The sequence below is a fragment of the Mesorhizobium sp. CAU 1732 genome (assembly GCF_039888675.1).
Taxonomy (GTDB): domain Bacteria; phylum Pseudomonadota; class Alphaproteobacteria; order Rhizobiales; family Rhizobiaceae; genus Aerobium.
The window spans coordinates 14,354-32,418 of sequence record NZ_JBDQQR010000003.1 but is presented as its reverse complement, the minus strand read 5'-3'; the positions used below and the strand labels follow the sequence as shown (position 1 = coordinate 32,418).

The following is an 18,065-nucleotide window of genomic DNA, read 5'->3' as shown; positions in this document are numbered from 1 at the left end:
ATCAGACGACGGCCAGCCGCTTGGTGGGCGCGCCGCGCTCCAGCATCTCCTTGGGCTGCGGACGCGAGATGAAATAGCCCTGGAAGCGCGTGCATCCGGCGGCCCGCGCGAGGTCCCATTCTTCCTGGGTCTCCACGCCTTCCGCGACGATCGTCACGTTCTGGACACGCGCGATCTCGGCCAGCGCGCTGACGAAGACGCGGGCGACATGGTCGGTTCCCAGATTCTGGATGTAGCTTCGGTCGATTTTGATGCTGTCGATGGGCAGGGTCTTCAGGTAATTGAACCCGCAATGCCCGGTGCCGAAATCGTCGAGGGCGATGCGGAAACCCATTTCGCGCAGCTTGTCGAGACGCGCCAGCACGTCCGGCGTGGCGGCCGTCGCCGCGGTCTCCGTGATCTCCAGCACGAACTGGCTGGCCAGGCACCCCGTCTCGCGCAGGGTCTTTTCGAACATCGCGACCAGCTCGGTGTTCTTGAGCTGCCTGCCGGAGACGTTGATGCTGATGCGCAGGCCATCGAACGATGCGGTGTCGAGACAGGCCCGCTTGAAAACCCAGGCGCCCACCTCGTCGATCAAGCCGCTGCGCTCCGCCACGGGGATGAAGTCTCCCGGCGAGATCAAGCCGCGCACCTGATGACGCCAGCGAACGAGACCCTCCACGGCATAGGGCTTGCCATCCGCGTTGACGATGGGTTGGTAGTGCACTTCCAACTGGTTGAGGTAGATGGCGGCACGCAACTCGCGCTCGATGAACCGGCGATGGCGCTGGTCCGACAGCATCTCGGGGTCGAAGATCGTCAGGCGTCCGCGACCGTTGGCCTTGCTTTCGTAGAGCGCGGTGTCGGCGAGCAGCATCAGGTCTTTCGACTGGGACGCATGGAAGGGGGAGACAGCCGCCCCGATCGACGCGCTCATCGATATCTGCCGGCCCTCATAGCTGATGCCGTCCTGCAGCGTGTGCAGAAGCTGCGCCGCGCGCTCGCGCACCATCGCGACGTCGTCGTTCTCCAGCAGCACCGCGAATTCATCGCCGCCCAGCCGGCCGATCAGCGATTGCGGGAAATACCGGCGAAGCGACACGACGAGTTCGCACAGTGCGGTATCGCCGAAGGGATGGCCGTAGCTGTCGTTCAACTGCTTGAAATGATCGAAATCGACAAGCAGCAGCACCGTCGTGTTCGCCTTCAGCGGATTGCCGAGGCGGATGCGGAACTCATCCAGAAAATAGCGCCGGGTCAGTGCGTTGGTGAGCGCGTCGGTCTTGAGGAGCCTCTGATTTCCCTCCTCAGCGATCGCCGCCTGGCTAAGCCTGTACTGCAGCGTCATGCGCAGGTGATGCAGGATCACCATGCAGAAGACCGTCAGCCCGATGGCAATGCCGGCGAAAGCGATCTCGCCTGCTCCACGTATTCGCCAATCCAGGGCGATCGACAATCCCGTCGCCGCTGCACCTGCGGCAAGCATCGCCTGCACCGCGTGATACCCGCGCTGGCTATGCGTGCGGATACTTGAAAAAATGTCCATTGGAGCGCCCCGTTGCCCATGGAACCGACCTAGCGTGCAAGCCTTAAAGTCTGGTTTGTGCAACGCAAAAAATTGAGGGCACGATCGGGAAATCGCGCCCTCGCTGTCGGGATGAGGATGGCGGCTACTGCGCCGTGGCGTGCATGAGGGCGAGGCCCTTCGCGGTGTGCTCCGCAAAGCCCTTCCAGTAGGTGTGCTCGGGCTTGTCGGTGCCGTCCTCGTTCCTGGCGTAGACGCCTGCCTCGGCATCCTCGACCAGATCGAGATAGTCGGCCATGGCCGCGTCGCCCTTCAGGTGTCTGGCGAGGAAGGCGGTCACGAAATGCTGGGCGATGTTGTTCATGCGAACCGTGTCCCACACGGGATCGGCGTAGTGGTCGAACGGCGCCCAGCCGAGCTTTTCGGACACCTTCCACGATTCGACCGGCGCCGGAATGGGAGCGGCCGCGTTGTGGTTCGCCTTGTCGAAGGTGAGGAGGTAGCGCTCCGGCGCGTTGACGCTCATGTCGTAGAGGTCTTTGACGCCGCCTTCGTAGAGCGACGTGACGTCCGCATTGCCCGCGACATAGAAGATCGGCTTGTCGATGCCCTTCAGGCCTTCGGCGTCCCAGAAGCCCGTGTTCATGCCCCAGGGCGCAAAGGCGACGACCGCCTTGACGCGATCGTCGGGCAGGGAGGCGTAGGTCTCCGAGCCTGCGAGATGGATGGCGAGCGTCTTTTCCGGCGCGCCCCACGTGAACTCCGTACTGGTCTGCGTCACGCCGCCGCCGGCCGAGATGACGGCGCCATAGCCGCCCATCGAATAGCCGATGATGGCGGTGTTCCCGGCATCGACCAGACCGGAGAGGAAGCTGCCGTCCTCGCCGGCCATGCGCGCCATCTCGTTCAGCACGAACTTCTGGTCGAGCGCGCGGTTGACCAGCGTCGAGCCGAACGCGCCCTGATCGTTGTATGTCGAATCCGTGTGATCGATCGACGCGACGACGTAACCCTTCGTGGCAAGATTCTCCGCCAAATGACTGAGCAGGAATCGATTTCCCGGAAAGCCATGCGAAATGATGGCGAGCGGGTAGGCTTGTCCCTCTGCGGCCGGCTTGGGTTCCGCGTCGCGCGTCGCGCGGCCATGCAGCGTCACCTGCGTCTCGCCATCGCGCAGGAACACGCCTTCGTAAGGCGACGGCGTCCCGCTATCGGCTGCCGGATACCAGACCTCGACGGTCAGCGGGCGGTCATAGGTCGGCAGGTCCTTGCCTGCCTCGATCTTGAGGATGTCGATCTGGCCGGGATTGTTCAGCTCGATCGTCCGCACGCCGATTGCCAGATCGCCCTGCACGGCGAGTTCCGGTGCGTCGGGACGCACGAGGTCGATGCGGTTTTCCTGCGCCAGCACGACACCACTCATAAGTCCCGCCGCAACGGTCGCCAGCATCATGCGTTTCAACATCGGCATTGTCTCCTGATTGTCCGGGTGGTTTAGCCGACACGGTTGCACGCCCATGTGACAATGCACAACAAAAAGCCCGGCGATTGCCGGAGTCTCAGAAAAAAGCCCGACCGCAGGGCCGGGCTTTGATCGATATTCCGGTGGCCTTCGCGCCGCTCAGGTGAGCGAGCCCGTGAAACGCTGAATGCGGGTGCAGGCCTCTTCGAGCAGTTGGTCCGAGGTGGCGTAGGAGATGCGGAAATTCGGGCCGAGGCCGAAGGCCGATCCGTGCACGACCGCGACGCCTTCGGCTTCCAGAAGCTCCGACACGAAGTCCTCGTCGGTTTCGATCACCTTGCCGGACGGCGCCGTCTTGCCGATCAGCCCCGCGCAGGACGGGTAGACGTAGAACGCGCCCTCGGGCGTCGGGCAGGTGATGCCGCGCGCCTGGTTGAGCATCGAGACGACGAGATCGCGGCGGCCCTGGAAGATCGCCTTGTTCGCGGTGATGAAGTCCTGCGGTCCATTGAGCGCTTCCACCGACGCCCACTGGGCGATCGTGCAGGCGCCCGAGGTCTGCTGGCCCTGGATCATGTCCATCGCCTTGATGAGGCTCACCGGGCCGGCCGCGTAGCCGATGCGCCAGCCGGTCATCGCATAGGCTTTCGACACGCCGTTCATGGTCAGCGTGCGCTCGTAGAGCTTCGGCTCGACCTCGGCGATCGTCCTGAAGACGAAATCGCCATAGGTCAGGTGCTCGTACATGTCGTCGGTCAGCGTCCAGACATGCGGATGCTTCAGCAGCACGTCGGCGAGCGCGCGCAGTTCAGCCTCGGTATAGGCTGCGCCCGACGGGTTCGACGGCGAGTTCATCAGGAGCCACTTGGTCTTCGGCGTGATCGCCTTTTCCAGCACTTCGGCCGTCAGCTTGAAGCCGTTCTCGATCGACGTGTCGGCAAAGACCGGCGTGCCGCCGCAGATCGCCACCATCTCGGGATAGCTGACCCAGTAGGGGCGGGGGATGACCACCTCGTCGCCGGGGTTCAGCGTCGCCATGAAGGCGTTGAACAGGATCTGCTTGCCGCCGGTGCCGACGATGGTCTGTTCCGGCTTGTAGTCGAGATTGTTCTCGCGCTTGAATTTCTGCGCGATCGCCTCGCGCAGCGGAACGATGCCCGACACCGGCGGGTACTTCGTCTCGCCGCGGCGGATCGCGTCGATGGCCGCATTCTTGATGTTGTCCGGCGTATCGAAATCGGGTTCGCCTGCGCCGAGGCTGATCACGTCGCGGCCTTTCGCCTTCAGATCGCGCGCTTTCTGCGTGACCGCGATCGTCGCGGAGGGCTTTACGCGTGAAAGGGCGTCGGCGAGGAAGGCCATGTCATAAACTCCGTTGGGGAAGGCCACGTTGTGGGCCGCGGGTTTAATGTCGCATCGGCCATCGAATCGCAAGAACGAAAGCGCGTCTGGCCCATGCGATGCGCAAAGGTTCGCGACGTTTAGAAACGATAAATCCTTGCATGCGATGGTCGGGGCTTCTTCGGAAGCGGGCGGCATGGAGGAAGTCACGTGTCGCGCAGCGTCTGGCTCGCACACATCATCAGGCATGACGACCGCACGACGACCGGGGTGTGGGGCGTCTACACGCTCAAATCCGCGTTCCAGCCGATTTTCGGATTTCACGACGGCAAGCTGACGGTCGATGCCTTCGAGGGGCTGATCCGTCCCGATCGCAACGGTGACAGCGTCTCGCCGGACACCTTCTTCCGCAGCATTCCGGCCGGCGACCGGCTGCATGTCGAGACGCTGACCCGCACGCTTCATCTCTTGAACGCCGGCGCGTTCCTCGATCCGGCGACGCAGCTCTTCATCAATTTCGATCCCTCCATCTTCGGCGAGCGCGACATCGCGGAGATCGCGCTTCGCGACATGCGCCTGACGCTGCACGAGGCCGGCATCGATCCGCGGCGCGTCGTCTGCGAGGTGACGGAGCAGAAAACGAACTCGCAACAGGCGCTCAACGGTTTCGTCGCCGCGCTGCGCGACCACGGCCTCAGGATTGCCGTGGACGATTACGGCGCGGAGGATTCCGACATGGAGCGCGTCACGGCGCTCAAGCCCGATATCGTCAAGTTCGACGCGCAGTGGATCACGCGGCTGATGGATTCCCGACCGGGCTTCGCGCTGCTCAAGGTCATGGTCGACCAGTTTGCGGCACGCGGCATCAAGACGGTCTTCGAGGGAATCGAGGAACCCTGGCAGCTCGAACTGGCCGAGGAATCCGGCGCGCACATGGTGCAGGGCTACATCCTCGCCCGGCCGGAGATCGCGCCGACGAGTTTCTCGTCATTTCGCCGGGAGGGCGAAACCCCGGCAGCCCGTCAGCCGTATTCGCATGACAACCACACGGCGGTGCATGGCGGCGAGGCTCCCGGCTTCGGCGACAGGCCTGCTCTCAGGTCCGCTGTGCCGGTCCGCAAGACATTCGGACGACGCCCCTCCCGATGACGACCTTCCCTTCCGACCCCGACACCCTGATCACGCTGGACGAGATTGGTCTCGCATCGGCAAGCGTTGGCGATCACGTCCTGCGCACCGCGTTCGATCTCTGCTTCAAGATCGCCGGGGATCGCCTCGTCATCGCCGCCGTGAGCCCGCAATTGCAGGTCTTCCGCGATGGCAGGCAGATTCGCACGCAAATCTTCCTGCGGGAGATCGGCGACGGCGATCGCCGGCTGGTTCACAGGCTCGAGGTTCCGCTTCACCTGCGAAACCTGCTGCATCTCGGCATCGAGGACGTCGACCACGTCATCGACCTTAGCCGGCTCTCGCTGGACGACGATCTGCCGGCGTCCGAGATCGGCGCGCTTGTGAACAGGGTCCTTGCCGATACCGAGCTCGATCCACGGCGCATCGTCGCCCGTATCGATATCGGCAACGAGACCCAGGTGGAGCGTGCGCGCGGCGTCTTGCTCGCGCTGCAATCGCTGGGCGCGCATACGGCCGTCGGCGGCAGCATCGACGGTTATCCGCCCGTCGGGGCGATCCGCGCGCTTCGTCCCGACCTCGCTGTCCTCGACAGCCGTTGGCTGGCGCGTGTCACGGCGAAGCCGGAAGCCGTCCCACTCCTCCAGTCCCTGATCGAACGCATGCAGGATCGCGGCGCGACGGTTATGGTCGAGGGGATCGAGACGGCCGGCCATGCGGCGGCTGCGTTCGCCGCCAGCGCGGACTGGGTCAGCGGCGCGGTGCTGTCCAAACCGTCTCTTGCCGGAACGCTGGTCGAGCCACCCGTCTATCGCCTGTCCGACCTGTTGCGTGCCGGCGGGCGGCCGGTTCCGCTCGTCGGCGGCATCCGCTCCTGATTGCGAACCATCAGCGGCGCTGAAGCATCGGACAATTGTTGTGACTGGTATCGGCGCGCGGGTTGGGGAACTGTCGTGCCGTCACAGACGCAAAGGGGACCCCATGCTCACACTTTACGGAATGCCGGACAGCGGCAACTGTTACAAGCCGCGGCTGCTTCTGGCCAAGCTCGGCCGTCCGTTTCGTCATGTCGCGGTCAATTCGATTACCGGCGAAACCCGCACGGCGACCTATCTCGCCAGGAACCCCAACGGCAAGGTGCCGCTGCTGGAGTTCGAGGACGGCCGCTTCCTGGCCGAATCGAACGCGATGCTTCTCCATCTGGCGGAGGGGACCCGGTTCCTTCCGGCAGATTCCCATGAGCGGGCGCTGGTCTATCAGTGGCTCTTCTTCGAGCAGTACAGCCACGAACCGTTCATCGCCGTTCGCCGCGCTATCCTGAAATATCCCGAGCGCGCATCGCAGGCCACGCCGGATCGCATGCAGCAACTTTTCGAGGGCGGCACCAAGGCGCTCGAGGTCATGGAGAGCCAGCTTGCGAAGACGCCGTTCATCGCAGGCGACGCGCTCAGCGTCGCCGACATCGCGCTCTTCGCCTACACGCAGGACGCAGGGTTTGCCGGCTATCCGATGGACAGGTTCCCGCATGTCGAAGCGTGGCTGGAGCGGGTCCGCGCCGACGAGGGACACGTCTCGCTTGAGTGGCTGCCTTAGCTGGCGAGCGCCATCTGAAACCCGAAACGCGGGCAACGGACTTTCGGGTTTCTTTCGCTTTGGTCGCGGATGGCTGTGGAATACCCATTCCGAAATTTCACGAACGTGAAACAAAACTGTTGTCGAACTGTCATGAACCGTCGATACTCCCATTTGCGGGACCGGGTTGGGAGGACCGCGCACGCACTGTGACGCGCGTGTTCGCAGCCCGGATCTTTCGCCAACGAAATACGGGAGCGTAACATGAAGACCCAGGGTTTCGCGGTCGGCCTCGCCGCCGCAGTCACAGTTCTTTCCTCATCCGCCGCATTCGCCGTCACCGAGATTTCCTGGTGGCACGCGATGACAGGCGCGAACAACGAAGTCGTTGAGACCCTGTCGAAGGAGTTCAACGAGAGCCAGAGCGACTACAAGATCGTTCCCGTCTTCAAGGGAACCTATCCCGAAGCACTGAACGCCGGCATCGCCGCGTTCCGCGCCAACCAGGCGCCGCACATCCTGCAGGTCTTCGACGTCGGCACCGGCGTGATGATGGGCGCGGAAGGCGCGATCAAGCCTGTCGCCGAAATCCTGTCCATGGGCGGCACCGAGTTCGACAAGAGCCAGTATCTGCCCGGCATCGTGGCCTATTATTCCAAGCCGGACGGCACGATGCTGTCGTTCCCGTACAACTCGTCCTCGCCGATCCTCTACTACAACAAGGACATCTTCGAGAAAGCCGGCCTCGACGTCGACAATCCGCCGAAGACCTGGCCGGAAGTGTTCGAAGCCGCCAAGACGATCAAGACCAGCGGCGCCGCGCAGTGCGGCCTGACATCGACCTGGCTGACCTGGATCGGCCTCGAGAACTTCGCGGCCTGGAACAACCTCCAGTACGGCACCGAGGAGAACGGTCTCGCCTCGACGGACGTCGAGCTGACGTTCAACACCGAGCCCTTCGCCCGCCACTTCCAGAACTTCGCCGATCTCGCGAAGGACGACACGTTCCGCTACGGCGGACGTACGTCCGAAGCCAAGCAGCTCTTCCTCTCGGGTGAGTGCGCGATCATGACCGAGTCGTCGGGCGGCCTTGGCGACGTCATCAAGTCGGGCCTGAACTACGGTCTGGGTCAGTTGCCTTACTACGACGATCTGGAAGGCGCGCCTCAGAACACCATCCCCGGCGGTGCGAGCCTCTGGGTGTTCGGCAACAAGTCCGACGAGGAATACAAGGGCGTCGCCGCCTTCTTCGCGTTCCTCTCGCAGACCGAAATCCAGGAAAGACTGCATCAGGTCTCGGGCTACCTGCCGGTCACCATCGCGGCCTATGAGGCAACGAAGGCGTCGGGCTTCTATGACGAGAACCCCGGCCGCGAAATTCCGATCCAGCAGATGATGGGCAAGGAGCCGACCGCGAACTCCAAGGGCGTCCGCCTCGTCAACCTGCCGCAGGTCCGCGACATCGAGAACGAGGAGTTCGAGAAGATGCTGGCCGGCGACCAGACCGCTCAGCAGGCGCTCGATAACTCCGTGGAGCGCGGCAACGCCGCCATCCAGCAGGCTATCGGCAACTAAGAAAACTCCATACGAGCCCGGAGCCGCCCGCGTTTCGACGCGGGCGGTTTCGCAACATCGAGGATCGTCCGTGTCTCCACGCGTCGTGTTTCCGAACAAGGTGCTTCCCTATCTGCTGCTTCTGCCGCAGTTGGCGATTACCGCCGTGTTCTTCTACTGGCCGGCGAGCCAGGCGCTCTACCAGTCGGTGCTGCGCGAGGACCCGTTCGGGCTCAACAGCGCCTATGTCGGCCTCGCCAATTTCCAGCGCGTGCTGGGCCAGCCGAGCTACATCGCCAGCGTGCAGACGACCGCGATCTTCTCGATCGCGACGGCAGCGCTTGCGATGGTGATCGCGCTGCTTCTCGCCGTGATGGCCGACAAGGTCATTCGTGCGCGGGGCTTCTATCGCACGCTGATGATCTGGCCCTATGCGGTCGCGCCCGCGATCGCCGGCATGCTGTGGCTGTTCATGTTCAATCCCACGATGGGCACCTTCGCCTACATGCTGCGATCCGCCGGCGTCCAGTGGGACCCGCTGCTCAACGGCCCTCAGGCGATGAGCCTCGTCATCGCGGCGGCGGCCTGGAAGCAGATCAGCTACAATTTCCTGTTCTTCGTCGCCGGCCTCCAGGCGATCCCGAAATCGCTGATCGAGGCTGCCGCGATCGACGGCGCGGGCGAGACCAAGCGTTTCTGGACGATCATCTTCCCGCTGCTCGCGCCGACGACGTTCTTCCTGCTCGTCATCAACACGACCTACGCCTTCTTCGACACGTTCGGCATCATCCACGCCGTCACCGGCGGCGGGCCGGGCAAGGCCACGGAGACGCTGGTCTACAAGGTCTACAATGATGGCTTCGTGAACCTGAATTTCGGCGATTCCGCCGCGCAGTCGGTCATCCTCATGGTCATCGTCATCGCGCTGACCGCCTTCCAGTTCCGCTATGTGGAAAAGAAGGTGCACTATGGCTGAGGCTCAAGCAGTCGCGCCGCTCAAGGCGACAACGGCCGTCAAATTCGGCCGGAAGGAGGAGGGCGGGATGCTCGGCGTCAGCCGCACGTCGCGCTACATTGCGCACGCGGTCCTGATCGTCGGCATCCTGATCGTCGCGTTCCCGATCTACTACACCTTCGTCGCCTCGACGCATTCGTTGCAGACCATCCTGCGCCCGCCTCTGCCATTGCTGCCCGGAAGCCATTTCTGGGAGAACTACACGACGGCGCTCTTCGGCGGCATCGGGCGCATCGGCGGGGTCGATGTCGGGACGCTGCTGTTCAACACGACCGTCGTGGCGCTGGCGATCGCGATCGGCAAGATCGTGATCTCGATCCTGTCGGCCTTCGCGATCGTGTTCTTCCGGTTTCCGTTCCGGATGTTCTTCTTCTGGGTGATCTTCATCACCCTGATGCTGCCCGTCGAAGTGCGCATCCTGCCGACCTACAAGGTGATGGTCGATCTGGGGCTCATCGACACCTATACCGGGCTGACGCTGCCCTTGATGGCGTCCGCGACGGCGACGCTGCTCTTCCGGCAGTTCTTCCTGACCATTCCCGGCGAACTGGTCGAGGCCGCGCGCGTCGACGGTGCGGGACCGTGGCGGTTCTTCAAGGACATCCTGCTGCCGCTGTCGCGCACGAACATCGCGGCGCTGTTCGTCATCCTCTTCATCTATGGCTGGACCCAGTATCTCTGGCCGCTGCTCGTCACCAACCGCAACGACATGAACACGATCGTCATCGCGCTTCGCAAGATGATCTCGTTCGCAGACGCCGATACGCAGTGGCACCTCGTTATGGTGACCTGCATCCTGGCGATCCTGCCGCCGATCCTCGTGGTCGTGCTCATGCAACGCTGGTTCGTGAAGGGCCTCGTCGAAACCGAGAAGTGAGAAGCGTACGCCCATGGCGACTGTTGAACTCAAGGACGTAAGAAAGACCTATGGCGGCGTGGTGGAGGCCGTCAAAGGCGTCTCCATCTCGATCCCGGATGGCCAGATGTGCGTGCTCGTCGGGCCGTCCGGCTGCGGCAAGTCCACGCTTCTGCGCATGGTCGCGGGGCTGGAGGAGATCACCTCCGGCACGGTCTCGATCGGCGACAGGATCGTGAACACGCTCGGGCCTGCCGAGCGCGATATCGCGATGGTGTTCCAGAACTATGCGCTCTATCCGCATATGAAGGTCTACGACAACATGGCCTACGGCCTGCGCAATCGCGGCATGGCCAAGGACGAGATCGACAAGCGCGTGCGCGACGCGGCCGCGACGCTCGGCCTGGCCGACTATCTCGAACGCAAGCCCAAGGAGCTTTCGGGCGGCCAGCGCCAGCGCGTCGCCATGGGCCGCGCGATCGTGCGCAGCCCGAAGGCGTTTCTCTTCGACGAGCCGCTCTCGAACCTCGATGCCAAGCTGCGCGGCCAGATGCGCATCGAGATCAAGAGCCTGCAGCGCGCGCTCGGCGTCACCAGCATCTACGTGACGCATGACCAGGTGGAGGCCATGACGCTTGCCGATACGCTGGTCGTCATGAACCAGGGCATCGCCGAGCAGATCGATACGCCGATGGCGATCTACGAGCGGCCGGCATCGATCTTCGTCGCGGGCTTCATCGGCTCGCCGGCGATGAACCTGCTGGCAGCCGAAGGCGGGGAGACCGCCAAGGGCCTGACGCTCGCTGGCGGCGGCTCCATCAAGCCGCGCGACACCGTTCTTCCCGAGCACGGGCGGCGGGTCCTGTTGGGCGTCCGCCCCGAACATCTCACGCTGGTGAGCGATCGCAACAACGCCGATGTCGAGCTCAAGGTCACGACCATCGAGACCTTGGGCGCCGATACGCTGGCGCATGGCTATCCGGTCGATGCCGACGGTCGTTCGGGCGAGCTGGTCGCGCGGCTGCCGGGCAGCGCGCGCATATCGGAGGGCGATGTGCTGCCGTTCGCAATCGGACCGGGCATGGCGCATATCTTCGATGCGGAAACCGGCCGGCGCGTCTGATCGCCGTTGGGTCCAACGCTATCGCATACGGAAACGGCGAGCGTAGCAGCAGCGTCATACCCCCACCCCTAACCCCTCCCCACAAGGGGGAGGGGAACCTTGATGCCATCGCACATTGGCAGGCGTAGAAGACAAGCTGTTCGCTTACAGAATCCCCCTCCACCTTGTGGGGAGGGGTAAGGGGTGGGGGTTGCTCCCTATGCGACAACCCTACTTAGGGTTTGTCAGGCGACGTGTTTCCAACTGTGCGAATGAGCCGGCGCGAGCGTGGAGACTACGTCGTTCAACGCGTCGATGTCGATGTAATAGAAGCGCGAGAGATGTACCGCGATCTCGTCGCTGTCGAACCCGCGCGCAATCAGAAATTCGGCTGCGACGGTCAGCTCCGCACGCTCCGTGAGGCGTCGCTTGGCGCAGTCATCGGAAAGGGTTTGCATGGTCGATCCCTGTGTTCTGTCGGTTTCGTTATGACGCAACGCGCACACGATGCCCGGTAACCTCAAAGGAACGCGGGGACACAGGACGGACACTTCCGGATACGACAATTCGCTCAATCGAAGCCGCGAATCGCATGACCTGATTATGGCACGGCTTGCCGTCCGCACAAGAAGCGGAGAATTGCGCACCAGTTTCGCGCAAGTTCGTCGAGGTGGCCTTCGTCAGAAGGCGAACGTTGCCTGGGCTGGTTCAGGCGGTCCGACGCGGACGCCTTCATGAGCCAGAAGACGCTCCTTGGTCACGGCGCCGCCGGGAGCGGAGAAGCCGCCGATCTTGCCGCCCGCAGCAACGATGCGGTGACACGGCACGACAAGCGGCATCGGGTTGCGCCCCAGCGCCTGTCCCGTTTCGCGCGCCATCTTCGGGAAGCCGGCTCTCTCGGCCAGTTCGCCATAGGTGACGACGTCGCCGAAGCCGAGTTTCAACGCGGCCGCGTAGATCGCCCGGCGGAAGCCGTCGATACCGCTGAGATCGAGAGGCATGGCTGCGAGATCAACCGGCTCGCCCTGTGCGTAGCGGGTGATGCGTTCGACGGTCTCCGCCACGAAATCGGGCAGGGGCGAACCCGTCCCGTCGCCGTCGCCCGACGTGAAACCCCATTTGGCGACATGGCGCATGGCGGCCTCATGCGTCGCCTCCGGCAGTGCCACGTGGGTCAGGCCGGCGCCGCTCCACGCAAGCGCGAAGAAGCCGAGCCGGGTTTCGAAGACATGATGGCCAGATGCGGTGCTCATGGGGGCGCTCACTGAGGATCGAGCCTGCCACATTAGCACGCTTCATGCGCCGAACAAAGCACGAACGTCGCGCCCGCGGAGGCTCCTGACAAGTCCGCCGCGACGGCCGGCGGTCGCGACATGCTAACGCCGCGTTAACGTCTGCCGTTGCCTGACGGCGCGGCTTCGGCTATGAGCGAAACGGGTGGGACCACGAAACGACGATGAAGGCGCGGCCTTGCCTGCATTTCGCTTGACACTGATGACCATGGGATTGCTTGGCGCCGTTGCGCTCGGCGGGTGCACGACGGCCGAGATGGCCTCGATCGAGGCATCGTCCCAACTGTCTTTCCCGGCCGATCCCGAATTGCCCGAAACCGTCGCCGAAGTGCCGACGGTCATCGCGCGCGCCGAGCCGGCCGTCGCGGAGACCGAGGCGGTCGCGGTCGCCTCCGCCGAGCCGCAGGCCGCACCGGCCGTGGCCGAACAGTCGTTTGCGGGGCCGACGCCGACGAGTGCCGCCGCCGCCAATCCGGTTTCCGACGTCCTCGTTGCAAAAAAGGTCGCCGCGCGCAGTCCCGAGCTCGACGCGCTGATCGCCCAATATGCCAGCCTTCACGGCATTCCCGAGGACCTCATGCGCCGCGTCGTGAAGCGCGAGAGCACATTCAACCCCGCAGCGCGCAACGGGCCCTATTGGGGCCTCATGCAAATCAGGCACGATACCGCGCAGGGCATGGGCTACCGGGGCCCCGCATCCGGCCTGCTCGATGCCGAGACCAATCTCAAATATGCCGGCAAGTATCTGCGGGGCGCCTACCTCACGGCTGCCGGTGACCCGGATCAGGCGGTTCGCTTCTATTCGCGCGGCTATTATTACGACGCCAAGCGCAAGGGCCTGCTCGAGGAGACCGGCCTGCGTCCCGCGCGCAAGCGCATGACCGCGCCGGAAAGCACTGTCGCGAGCGCCTCCGAGCAGCAGCCCGTGCCGACCCCGACCTTCGCGCCGGCACCACCCGTGGCGGCTTCGGCGGCGTCGGGTCTCGGTTTCAGCGAATAGCATCAGCCTCCTACGCCTATCGGTGACGTTGCAGCGCGTGGCGTCGCGCGGGATGCTCGCCGCCTGAACCGAGGTGGTGGGTTGGCCTGGATCGCGACGGCATTGCTGGCGCTCTTGTGCGTGGGCATTCTGGCTCACGGCCTCGCCGTGCGCGGACGCTTCTACGGATTTCCCTTTCTCGCAGCCGGCATGTTCGTGACCTTCGTGCTGCCGCAGGCGCCGGGTATCCTGAACGATTATTTCGTGCCGCACGACATCATGGCGCCAGCGTTGTTCTTCTCGGCGCTGTGCCTCGCCATGTGCTGGGCAGGCTGGGCGATCGGCACGCGGAGCAGCCCGACATGGGATTTGATGCTCGACGAAGGCCGGCTGTTGAAGGCCGCCGCCCTCCTGTCGGTCGTCGGCGCCTATTTCTTCTACAAGCTCGGCGCCCTGCCGGACGAGCAGCGCCTGCGCGGCTTCCTGACGGGTGCGGCCGTCGCGTATCTGTTCTTCGCCAAGCTGTTGACCTACGGCCTCGCGATCGCGGTGCTGTGCTATGCGCGCCGCCCCTCGAAGCTGGCACTCGGCATCATCCTCTTCGACCTGATCTTCTACTTCGATCGCATCGTGCTGGCGGGGCGGCGCAGCGACCTGTCCGAACTGCTGCTGATCTTCGCGCTGGCCTTCTGGTTCCAGAGGCGATGGGCGGCACCGCGGATGGCGGTGCTGGCGGGGCTCTGTTTCGCGATGGTCGGATTGCTCGGCGCGGGCGAATATCGCGAGTCCGTGCACTACAACACCGAACGCGACTGGTCGGCCGTTCTCGACATCGACCTCGAGGCCAACTGGAACAAGCTCCTGCGGGAGGGCGGGCCCGAAGTGCGCAACCTCGCCTATGCGATGGACCATCTCTCCACCAACCAGACGTTCGATCTCGGCATGTCGCATTGGAACAGCCTCGTCCACACCTACGTGCCGGCGCAACTGTTCGGCGACACGTTCAAGACCTCGCTCTACCTCGACCTGCCGCCGGAGTTCCCGTTCGGCTACGCCTCGGCGTCCGGCAGCACCTCGACCGGCATGCTCGATGCCTTCGCCTCGTTCTGGTATTTCGGTTGCCTGAAGTTCCTTCTGGTCGGCATGAGCCTGGGCTGGATCTACACCGCCGCGATGCGGGGCAACACGACGATGCAACTGCTCTACATGCTGTCGGCCACGCCGGGGATGCTGGTGGTCACGCATTTCACCAACGAGATCGTCATCTCCTGGGTGCATATCGCCGCCTTCGTCGCGCCGGTGATCGTGTTCGCGACGATGCGCACGCCGCGTCGGCGACCGCTGCCGATGCCGGCGCTGTCTGCTGCGTAAACCGCGTGCGGCGTGTTGCGTCATGAGGTGTCGGGCGGCGCCAACGCCTCGATGGCGAAGTGATGAAGATCGGCGAGGATTTCATCGACGTCCCGGGCGGGCGGACGGCTGAAGCCGGGCGGGCCACCGGGCTTCAAGGGCGACAGGCGGCACGGGCGGCCATCGGCGCTTCGCCGATCGCGCCGCGCCCGCCACCGCGCCAGACGCCGTGCATGCTTCGGCAGGTCGTCGAGCACGGATGCAATCGCGTCAAGCCTGAGGCCGAGCCGCGTCGCATCCAGCACATCGTCGGGCGAGGGCGGCAGGGGAAGCCGATGCCGCGCCGTGGCGCCGGGGACGCAAATGCGCGGGGCGGCATGCGCCGGGACGCGCCGGGCGCGGCTGGTGCGTGGCAGGCGGATCGGATCGAGCAGCGGCAGCACATGCGCGCGGGCGGCGCGGGGTTTGGGTGCGGCGGCCGGCCTGGCCGAGAGGCGGTCGGCGGACGGCATGACGACGGCGATGCCGAGGCTGCGAAGCAGGGGCGCGACCGGTTTCGGCCGCGGCTTGCGCGGCCGCGCGGGCGACAAAGTCACGACGAGGCCACGCGCAGCGATGACGATCAGCCGCCTTGCCGCGGCTTCCACCGGGCGCAGCAGCCGCAACACGGCGCGGTGGAGATGGCGGGGCAGGGTCGGGCGGCCGTCCTGAGCTGCGCCAAGCCCGGCCAGAGCGACGAGCATGGCAAGGACGCGCCGCAGCGCTTGCCCGTTCCTCTCGATCGCCGCAGTCCAGTCCATCTCCATCCCTCCTGCCGTTCAGCTTCGCGAGTGTCGCGCGGGTTCGGGGGGAGGTGGATAGATTTTTTTTGGAGCGGAGCAATCCGTGCGGGGATGTGCGCTGAGCAGGGCCGGATGACGGCTGGGCGCACACCTCTCCGCTTCGTCCTGCTCGGGCTTCACCCGAGCATCCATGCCTCGGCCTGTGACGCGGGACTGGAGGGCTCAGAGGCGGGCGCTTTCCTTCCGCGCGATCATTTGTATGCGCCGTCGAGGCATGGATCCCCGGGTCTGCGCCTCCGCTTCGCTCCGGCTCCGCCCGAGGATGACGAAGGTGGGTGAGGGGGCTGATAGCCTTGATCTACAAATGGAAGGTTGGGTTTGGCGGCATGGATGTGCCGGAGGCGAAACGCCTGAAGGGCGTTGAGGACGAGAACGCGCGCCTGAAGCGGAATGACGCCGCCTCCTTACATTGTCCGGCCCTGATCTTGACCGTGGCCAAGTCATCATCCACAATGTGGATGATTTGACCACATCATTGATCGCCGCCTTCGTCTGCGATGTCAAGCGCATCACCAACGCCTGCTCTTAGCGTGTGGGCGAGTTCGGGTGAAGCAGCAGGACCGAGTTGACAAACTGCATTCGATTGGGCGATTATCTGAATGTGGGCATTTAATCCACAATATGGGCAATTTTAAGTTGGGTGTTTCCGGCGATTGGAGGAATTGCCGGAACGCGGATGATGCAGCCGCCAGCACCGATTTCAGGGAGGTAATCATGCCGAATTGGCCAAAGCCATCTGCGCGTTGTTTCGATGCCACCGCTGCATGCGGTGGCGTTGCGGTGACACGCGACTAGCACTGCCTGCGGCGCGCAGAGCCCTTCATCATATCTTTCAGCCCATCATCGCGCGAAAGTCGAAATGCACATTATCAACTATCTGACGACCATCAATTTCGGAGCCGGTGCAATCGGTTCCTTGTCCGCCGCTCTGGGCGAACTTGGCGTGTCGCGTCCACTGGTGATCAGCGATCATGGCATCAAAGCCGCTGGCCTGCTCGACACGCAAAACACCGCATTTCTTTCCGCAGCGCCGGTCTTCCTCGATGTTCCGGCAAACCCGACCGAGAGCGCCGTCATGGCTGCTCTGGCGGTCTACCGTGAGAACGGGTGCGACGGTGTCGTCGCGATCGGCGGCGGTTCGCCGATCGATCTTGCAAAGGGCGTCGCGCTCCTCGCCACCCACGAAGGCGGGCTTGAGCAATATGCCGCCATCCTCGGCGGCATTCCGAAAATCACCGCCGCAGTCGCGCCTCTCATAGCCGTTCCGACGACGGCTGGAACTGGCTCGGAGGTCGGGCGTGCCGCTCTCATCACGCTGGACGACGGCCGAAAGCTGGGCTTCATCAGCCCCTATCTCATTCCACGCCGCGCCATATGCGACCCTGAGCTTACGCTCGGCCTGCCGGCGGGCCTGACGGCGGCTACTGCTCTCGACGCCTTGTCGCACTGCATCGAAACCTACCTGTCGCCGCGCTTCAATCCGCCGGCGGAGGCGATCGCAACGGATGGCTTCGTCCGCATCTGGAACGCGCTGCCGCGCGCTTTCGCCAATGGCGCCGATATCGACGCTCGCACGGAATTGATGATGGGCGCGCTGCAGGGCGGATTGACCTTCCAGAAGGGCCTCGGCGCCGTCCATGCGCTGAGCCACGCCCTTGGAGGGCTGAAGGAGCTCAAGCTGCATCATGGCACGCTCAACGCGATCCTCATGCCGCCCGTTTTGCGCGTGAATGCCGAGCTGCCTGCTGCGGCGGCCAAGATTGCGCGGCTCGAAACGTCGGTCGGGTTGAAGGGCATTTCGCTGGCGAATGCGCTGGACACGCTCAACCGCGATCTTGGCGTGCCTGCGAAACTGTCCGCGCTCGGTGTGACGCGCGATGTTTTCGCCTGGACCTGCCAACGCGCGCTTGCCGATCACAGCCATCAGACGAACCCGCGCGATCTGACGGCGGACGACTATGCCGCGATCCTTGAAAGCGTGATGTGAAGGACGCCATGAGGCCCATAGCCATCATAACGGGCGTAGGCCACGGCATCGGTGCCGCCGCCGTGTCGGGCGGGCTTT

The 18,065-nt window shown here is 64.2% G+C and carries 17 protein-coding genes; 11 read left to right on the top strand and 6 right to left on the bottom strand.

The features are described 5' to 3' along the window. Position 1 precedes the first annotated feature (1 nt). The 3 genes from AAFN55_RS21785 to AAFN55_RS21775 form a co-directional block, all read right to left on the bottom strand. Positions 2-1,528, bottom strand: a complete 1,527-nt coding sequence (locus AAFN55_RS21785; protein WP_347801097.1) for a bifunctional diguanylate cyclase/phosphodiesterase — start codon at positions 1,526-1,528, stop codon at positions 2-4. 124 nt (positions 1,529-1,652) lie between these two features. Further along, positions 1,653-2,972, bottom strand: coding sequence for a dienelactone hydrolase (locus AAFN55_RS21780; RefSeq protein ID WP_347801096.1), 1,320 nt, complete (start codon positions 2,970-2,972; stop codon positions 1,653-1,655). 156 nt (positions 2,973-3,128) lie between these two features. Beyond that, a complete protein-coding gene (locus AAFN55_RS21775; RefSeq protein ID WP_347801095.1) occupies positions 3,129-4,331 on the bottom strand; it encodes a pyridoxal phosphate-dependent aminotransferase in 1,203 nt (400 codons plus the stop codon). Positions 4,332-4,520: 189 nt separating this feature from the next. Between AAFN55_RS21775 and AAFN55_RS21770 the strand changes: the two genes are divergently transcribed. From AAFN55_RS21770 to ugpC, 7 genes are all read left to right on the top strand, one after another. Next, the gene (locus AAFN55_RS21770; RefSeq protein WP_347801094.1) at positions 4,521-5,459 is read left to right on the top strand and encodes an EAL domain-containing protein; all 939 of its coding nucleotides are present in this window, start codon (positions 4,521-4,523) and stop codon (positions 5,457-5,459) included. Next, complete coding sequence (locus AAFN55_RS21765) at positions 5,456-6,316, top strand: EAL domain-containing protein (RefSeq protein ID WP_347801093.1); 861 nt, start codon at positions 5,456-5,458, stop codon at positions 6,314-6,316. The genes AAFN55_RS21770 and AAFN55_RS21765 overlap by 4 nt, the downstream gene beginning before the upstream one ends. Positions 6,317-6,419: 103 nt before the next feature. Then, positions 6,420-7,031, top strand: coding sequence for a glutathione S-transferase family protein (locus tag AAFN55_RS21760; RefSeq protein WP_347801092.1), 612 nt, complete (start codon positions 6,420-6,422; stop codon positions 7,029-7,031). Between the two features lie 243 nt (positions 7,032-7,274). Next, positions 7,275-8,585, top strand: a complete 1,311-nt coding sequence (gene ugpB, locus AAFN55_RS21755) for a sn-glycerol-3-phosphate ABC transporter substrate-binding protein UgpB (protein WP_347801091.1) — start codon at positions 7,275-7,277, stop codon at positions 8,583-8,585. 70 nt (positions 8,586-8,655) lie between these two features. Further along, complete coding sequence (gene ugpA / locus AAFN55_RS21750) at positions 8,656-9,540, top strand: sn-glycerol-3-phosphate ABC transporter permease UgpA (RefSeq protein ID WP_347801090.1); 885 nt, start codon at positions 8,656-8,658, stop codon at positions 9,538-9,540. A gap of 67 nt (positions 9,541-9,607) precedes the next feature. Next, a complete protein-coding gene (gene ugpE / locus AAFN55_RS21745) occupies positions 9,608-10,456 on the top strand; it encodes a sn-glycerol-3-phosphate ABC transporter permease UgpE (protein ID WP_347801454.1) in 849 nt (282 codons plus the stop codon). A gap of 13 nt (positions 10,457-10,469) precedes the next feature. Further along, entirely contained in the window at positions 10,470-11,558 is a 1,089-nt protein-coding gene (gene ugpC, locus AAFN55_RS21740) for a sn-glycerol-3-phosphate ABC transporter ATP-binding protein UgpC (RefSeq protein WP_347801089.1), read from the top strand. Between the two features lie 224 nt (positions 11,559-11,782). On the opposite strand, the gene AAFN55_RS21735 is transcribed toward ugpC, so the two are convergent. Both AAFN55_RS21735 and AAFN55_RS21730 read right to left on the bottom strand, forming a co-directional pair. Then, on the bottom strand, positions 11,783-11,995 hold the full coding sequence (locus tag AAFN55_RS21735; RefSeq protein WP_347801088.1) for a hypothetical protein: 213 nt from the start codon (positions 11,993-11,995) through the stop codon (positions 11,783-11,785). A 222-nt stretch (positions 11,996-12,217) separates the two neighbouring features. Continuing rightward, positions 12,218-12,790, bottom strand: a complete 573-nt coding sequence (locus AAFN55_RS21730) for a methylated-DNA--[protein]-cysteine S-methyltransferase (protein WP_347801087.1) — start codon at positions 12,788-12,790, stop codon at positions 12,218-12,220. A 241-nt stretch (positions 12,791-13,031) separates the two neighbouring features. Between AAFN55_RS21730 and AAFN55_RS21725 the strand changes: the two genes are divergently transcribed. Both AAFN55_RS21725 and AAFN55_RS21720 read left to right on the top strand, forming a co-directional pair. Further along, the gene (locus AAFN55_RS21725) at positions 13,032-13,829 is read left to right on the top strand and encodes a lytic transglycosylase domain-containing protein (protein WP_347801453.1); all 798 of its coding nucleotides are present in this window, start codon (positions 13,032-13,034) and stop codon (positions 13,827-13,829) included. Positions 13,830-13,910: 81 nt separating this feature from the next. Continuing rightward, complete coding sequence (locus AAFN55_RS21720; RefSeq protein WP_347801086.1) at positions 13,911-15,179, top strand: hypothetical protein; 1,269 nt, start codon at positions 13,911-13,913, stop codon at positions 15,177-15,179. Positions 15,180-15,199: 20 nt separating this feature from the next. Here AAFN55_RS21720 and AAFN55_RS21715 read toward each other — a convergent pair whose 3' ends face one another. Then, the gene (locus AAFN55_RS21715) at positions 15,200-15,958 is read right to left on the bottom strand and encodes a hypothetical protein (RefSeq protein ID WP_347801085.1); all 759 of its coding nucleotides are present in this window, start codon (positions 15,956-15,958) and stop codon (positions 15,200-15,202) included. A gap of 335 nt (positions 15,959-16,293) precedes the next feature. Between AAFN55_RS21715 and AAFN55_RS21710 the strand changes: the two genes are divergently transcribed. Together AAFN55_RS21710 and AAFN55_RS21705 are read left to right on the top strand one after the other, a co-directional pair. Continuing rightward, positions 16,294-16,467: a hypothetical protein gene (locus AAFN55_RS21710; RefSeq protein ID WP_347801489.1), complete on the top strand. Its 174-nt coding sequence runs from the start codon at positions 16,294-16,296 to the stop codon at positions 16,465-16,467. Between the two features lie 392 nt (positions 16,468-16,859). Continuing rightward, positions 16,860-17,987, top strand: coding sequence for an iron-containing alcohol dehydrogenase (locus tag AAFN55_RS21705; protein ID WP_347801084.1), 1,128 nt, complete (start codon positions 16,860-16,862; stop codon positions 17,985-17,987). Positions 17,988-18,065: the final 78 nt, after the last annotated feature.

Coding starts and splice junctions, on each gene's coding strand:
- AAFN55_RS21780 (WP_347801096.1), bottom strand. CDS start 2,972: ATGTTGAAACGCATGATGCTGGCGACCGTTGCGGCGGGACTTATGAGT.
- ugpC (WP_347801089.1), top strand. CDS start 10,470: ATGGCGACTGTTGAACTCAAGGACGTAAGAAAGACCTATGGCGGCGTG.
- AAFN55_RS21775 (WP_347801095.1), bottom strand. CDS start 4,331: ATGGCCTTCCTCGCCGACGCCCTTTCACGCGTAAAGCCCTCCGCGACG.
- ugpE (WP_347801454.1), top strand. CDS start 9,608: ATGCTCGGCGTCAGCCGCACGTCGCGCTACATTGCGCACGCGGTCCTG.
- AAFN55_RS21705 (WP_347801084.1), top strand. CDS start 16,860: ATGCACATTATCAACTATCTGACGACCATCAATTTCGGAGCCGGTGCA.
- AAFN55_RS21730 (WP_347801087.1), bottom strand. CDS start 12,790: ATGAGCACCGCATCTGGCCATCATGTCTTCGAAACCCGGCTCGGCTTC.
- AAFN55_RS21735 (WP_347801088.1), bottom strand. CDS start 11,995: ATGCAAACCCTTTCCGATGACTGCGCCAAGCGACGCCTCACGGAGCGT.
- AAFN55_RS21760 (WP_347801092.1), top strand. CDS start 6,420: ATGCTCACACTTTACGGAATGCCGGACAGCGGCAACTGTTACAAGCCG.
- ugpB (WP_347801091.1), top strand. CDS start 7,275: ATGAAGACCCAGGGTTTCGCGGTCGGCCTCGCCGCCGCAGTCACAGTT.
- AAFN55_RS21765 (WP_347801093.1), top strand. CDS start 5,456: ATGACGACCTTCCCTTCCGACCCCGACACCCTGATCACGCTGGACGAG.
- AAFN55_RS21715 (WP_347801085.1), bottom strand. CDS start 15,958: ATGGACTGGACTGCGGCGATCGAGAGGAACGGGCAAGCGCTGCGGCGC.
- AAFN55_RS21785 (WP_347801097.1), bottom strand. CDS start 1,528: ATGGACATTTTTTCAAGTATCCGCACGCATAGCCAGCGCGGGTATCAC.
- AAFN55_RS21725 (WP_347801453.1), top strand. CDS start 13,032: ATGACCATGGGATTGCTTGGCGCCGTTGCGCTCGGCGGGTGCACGACG.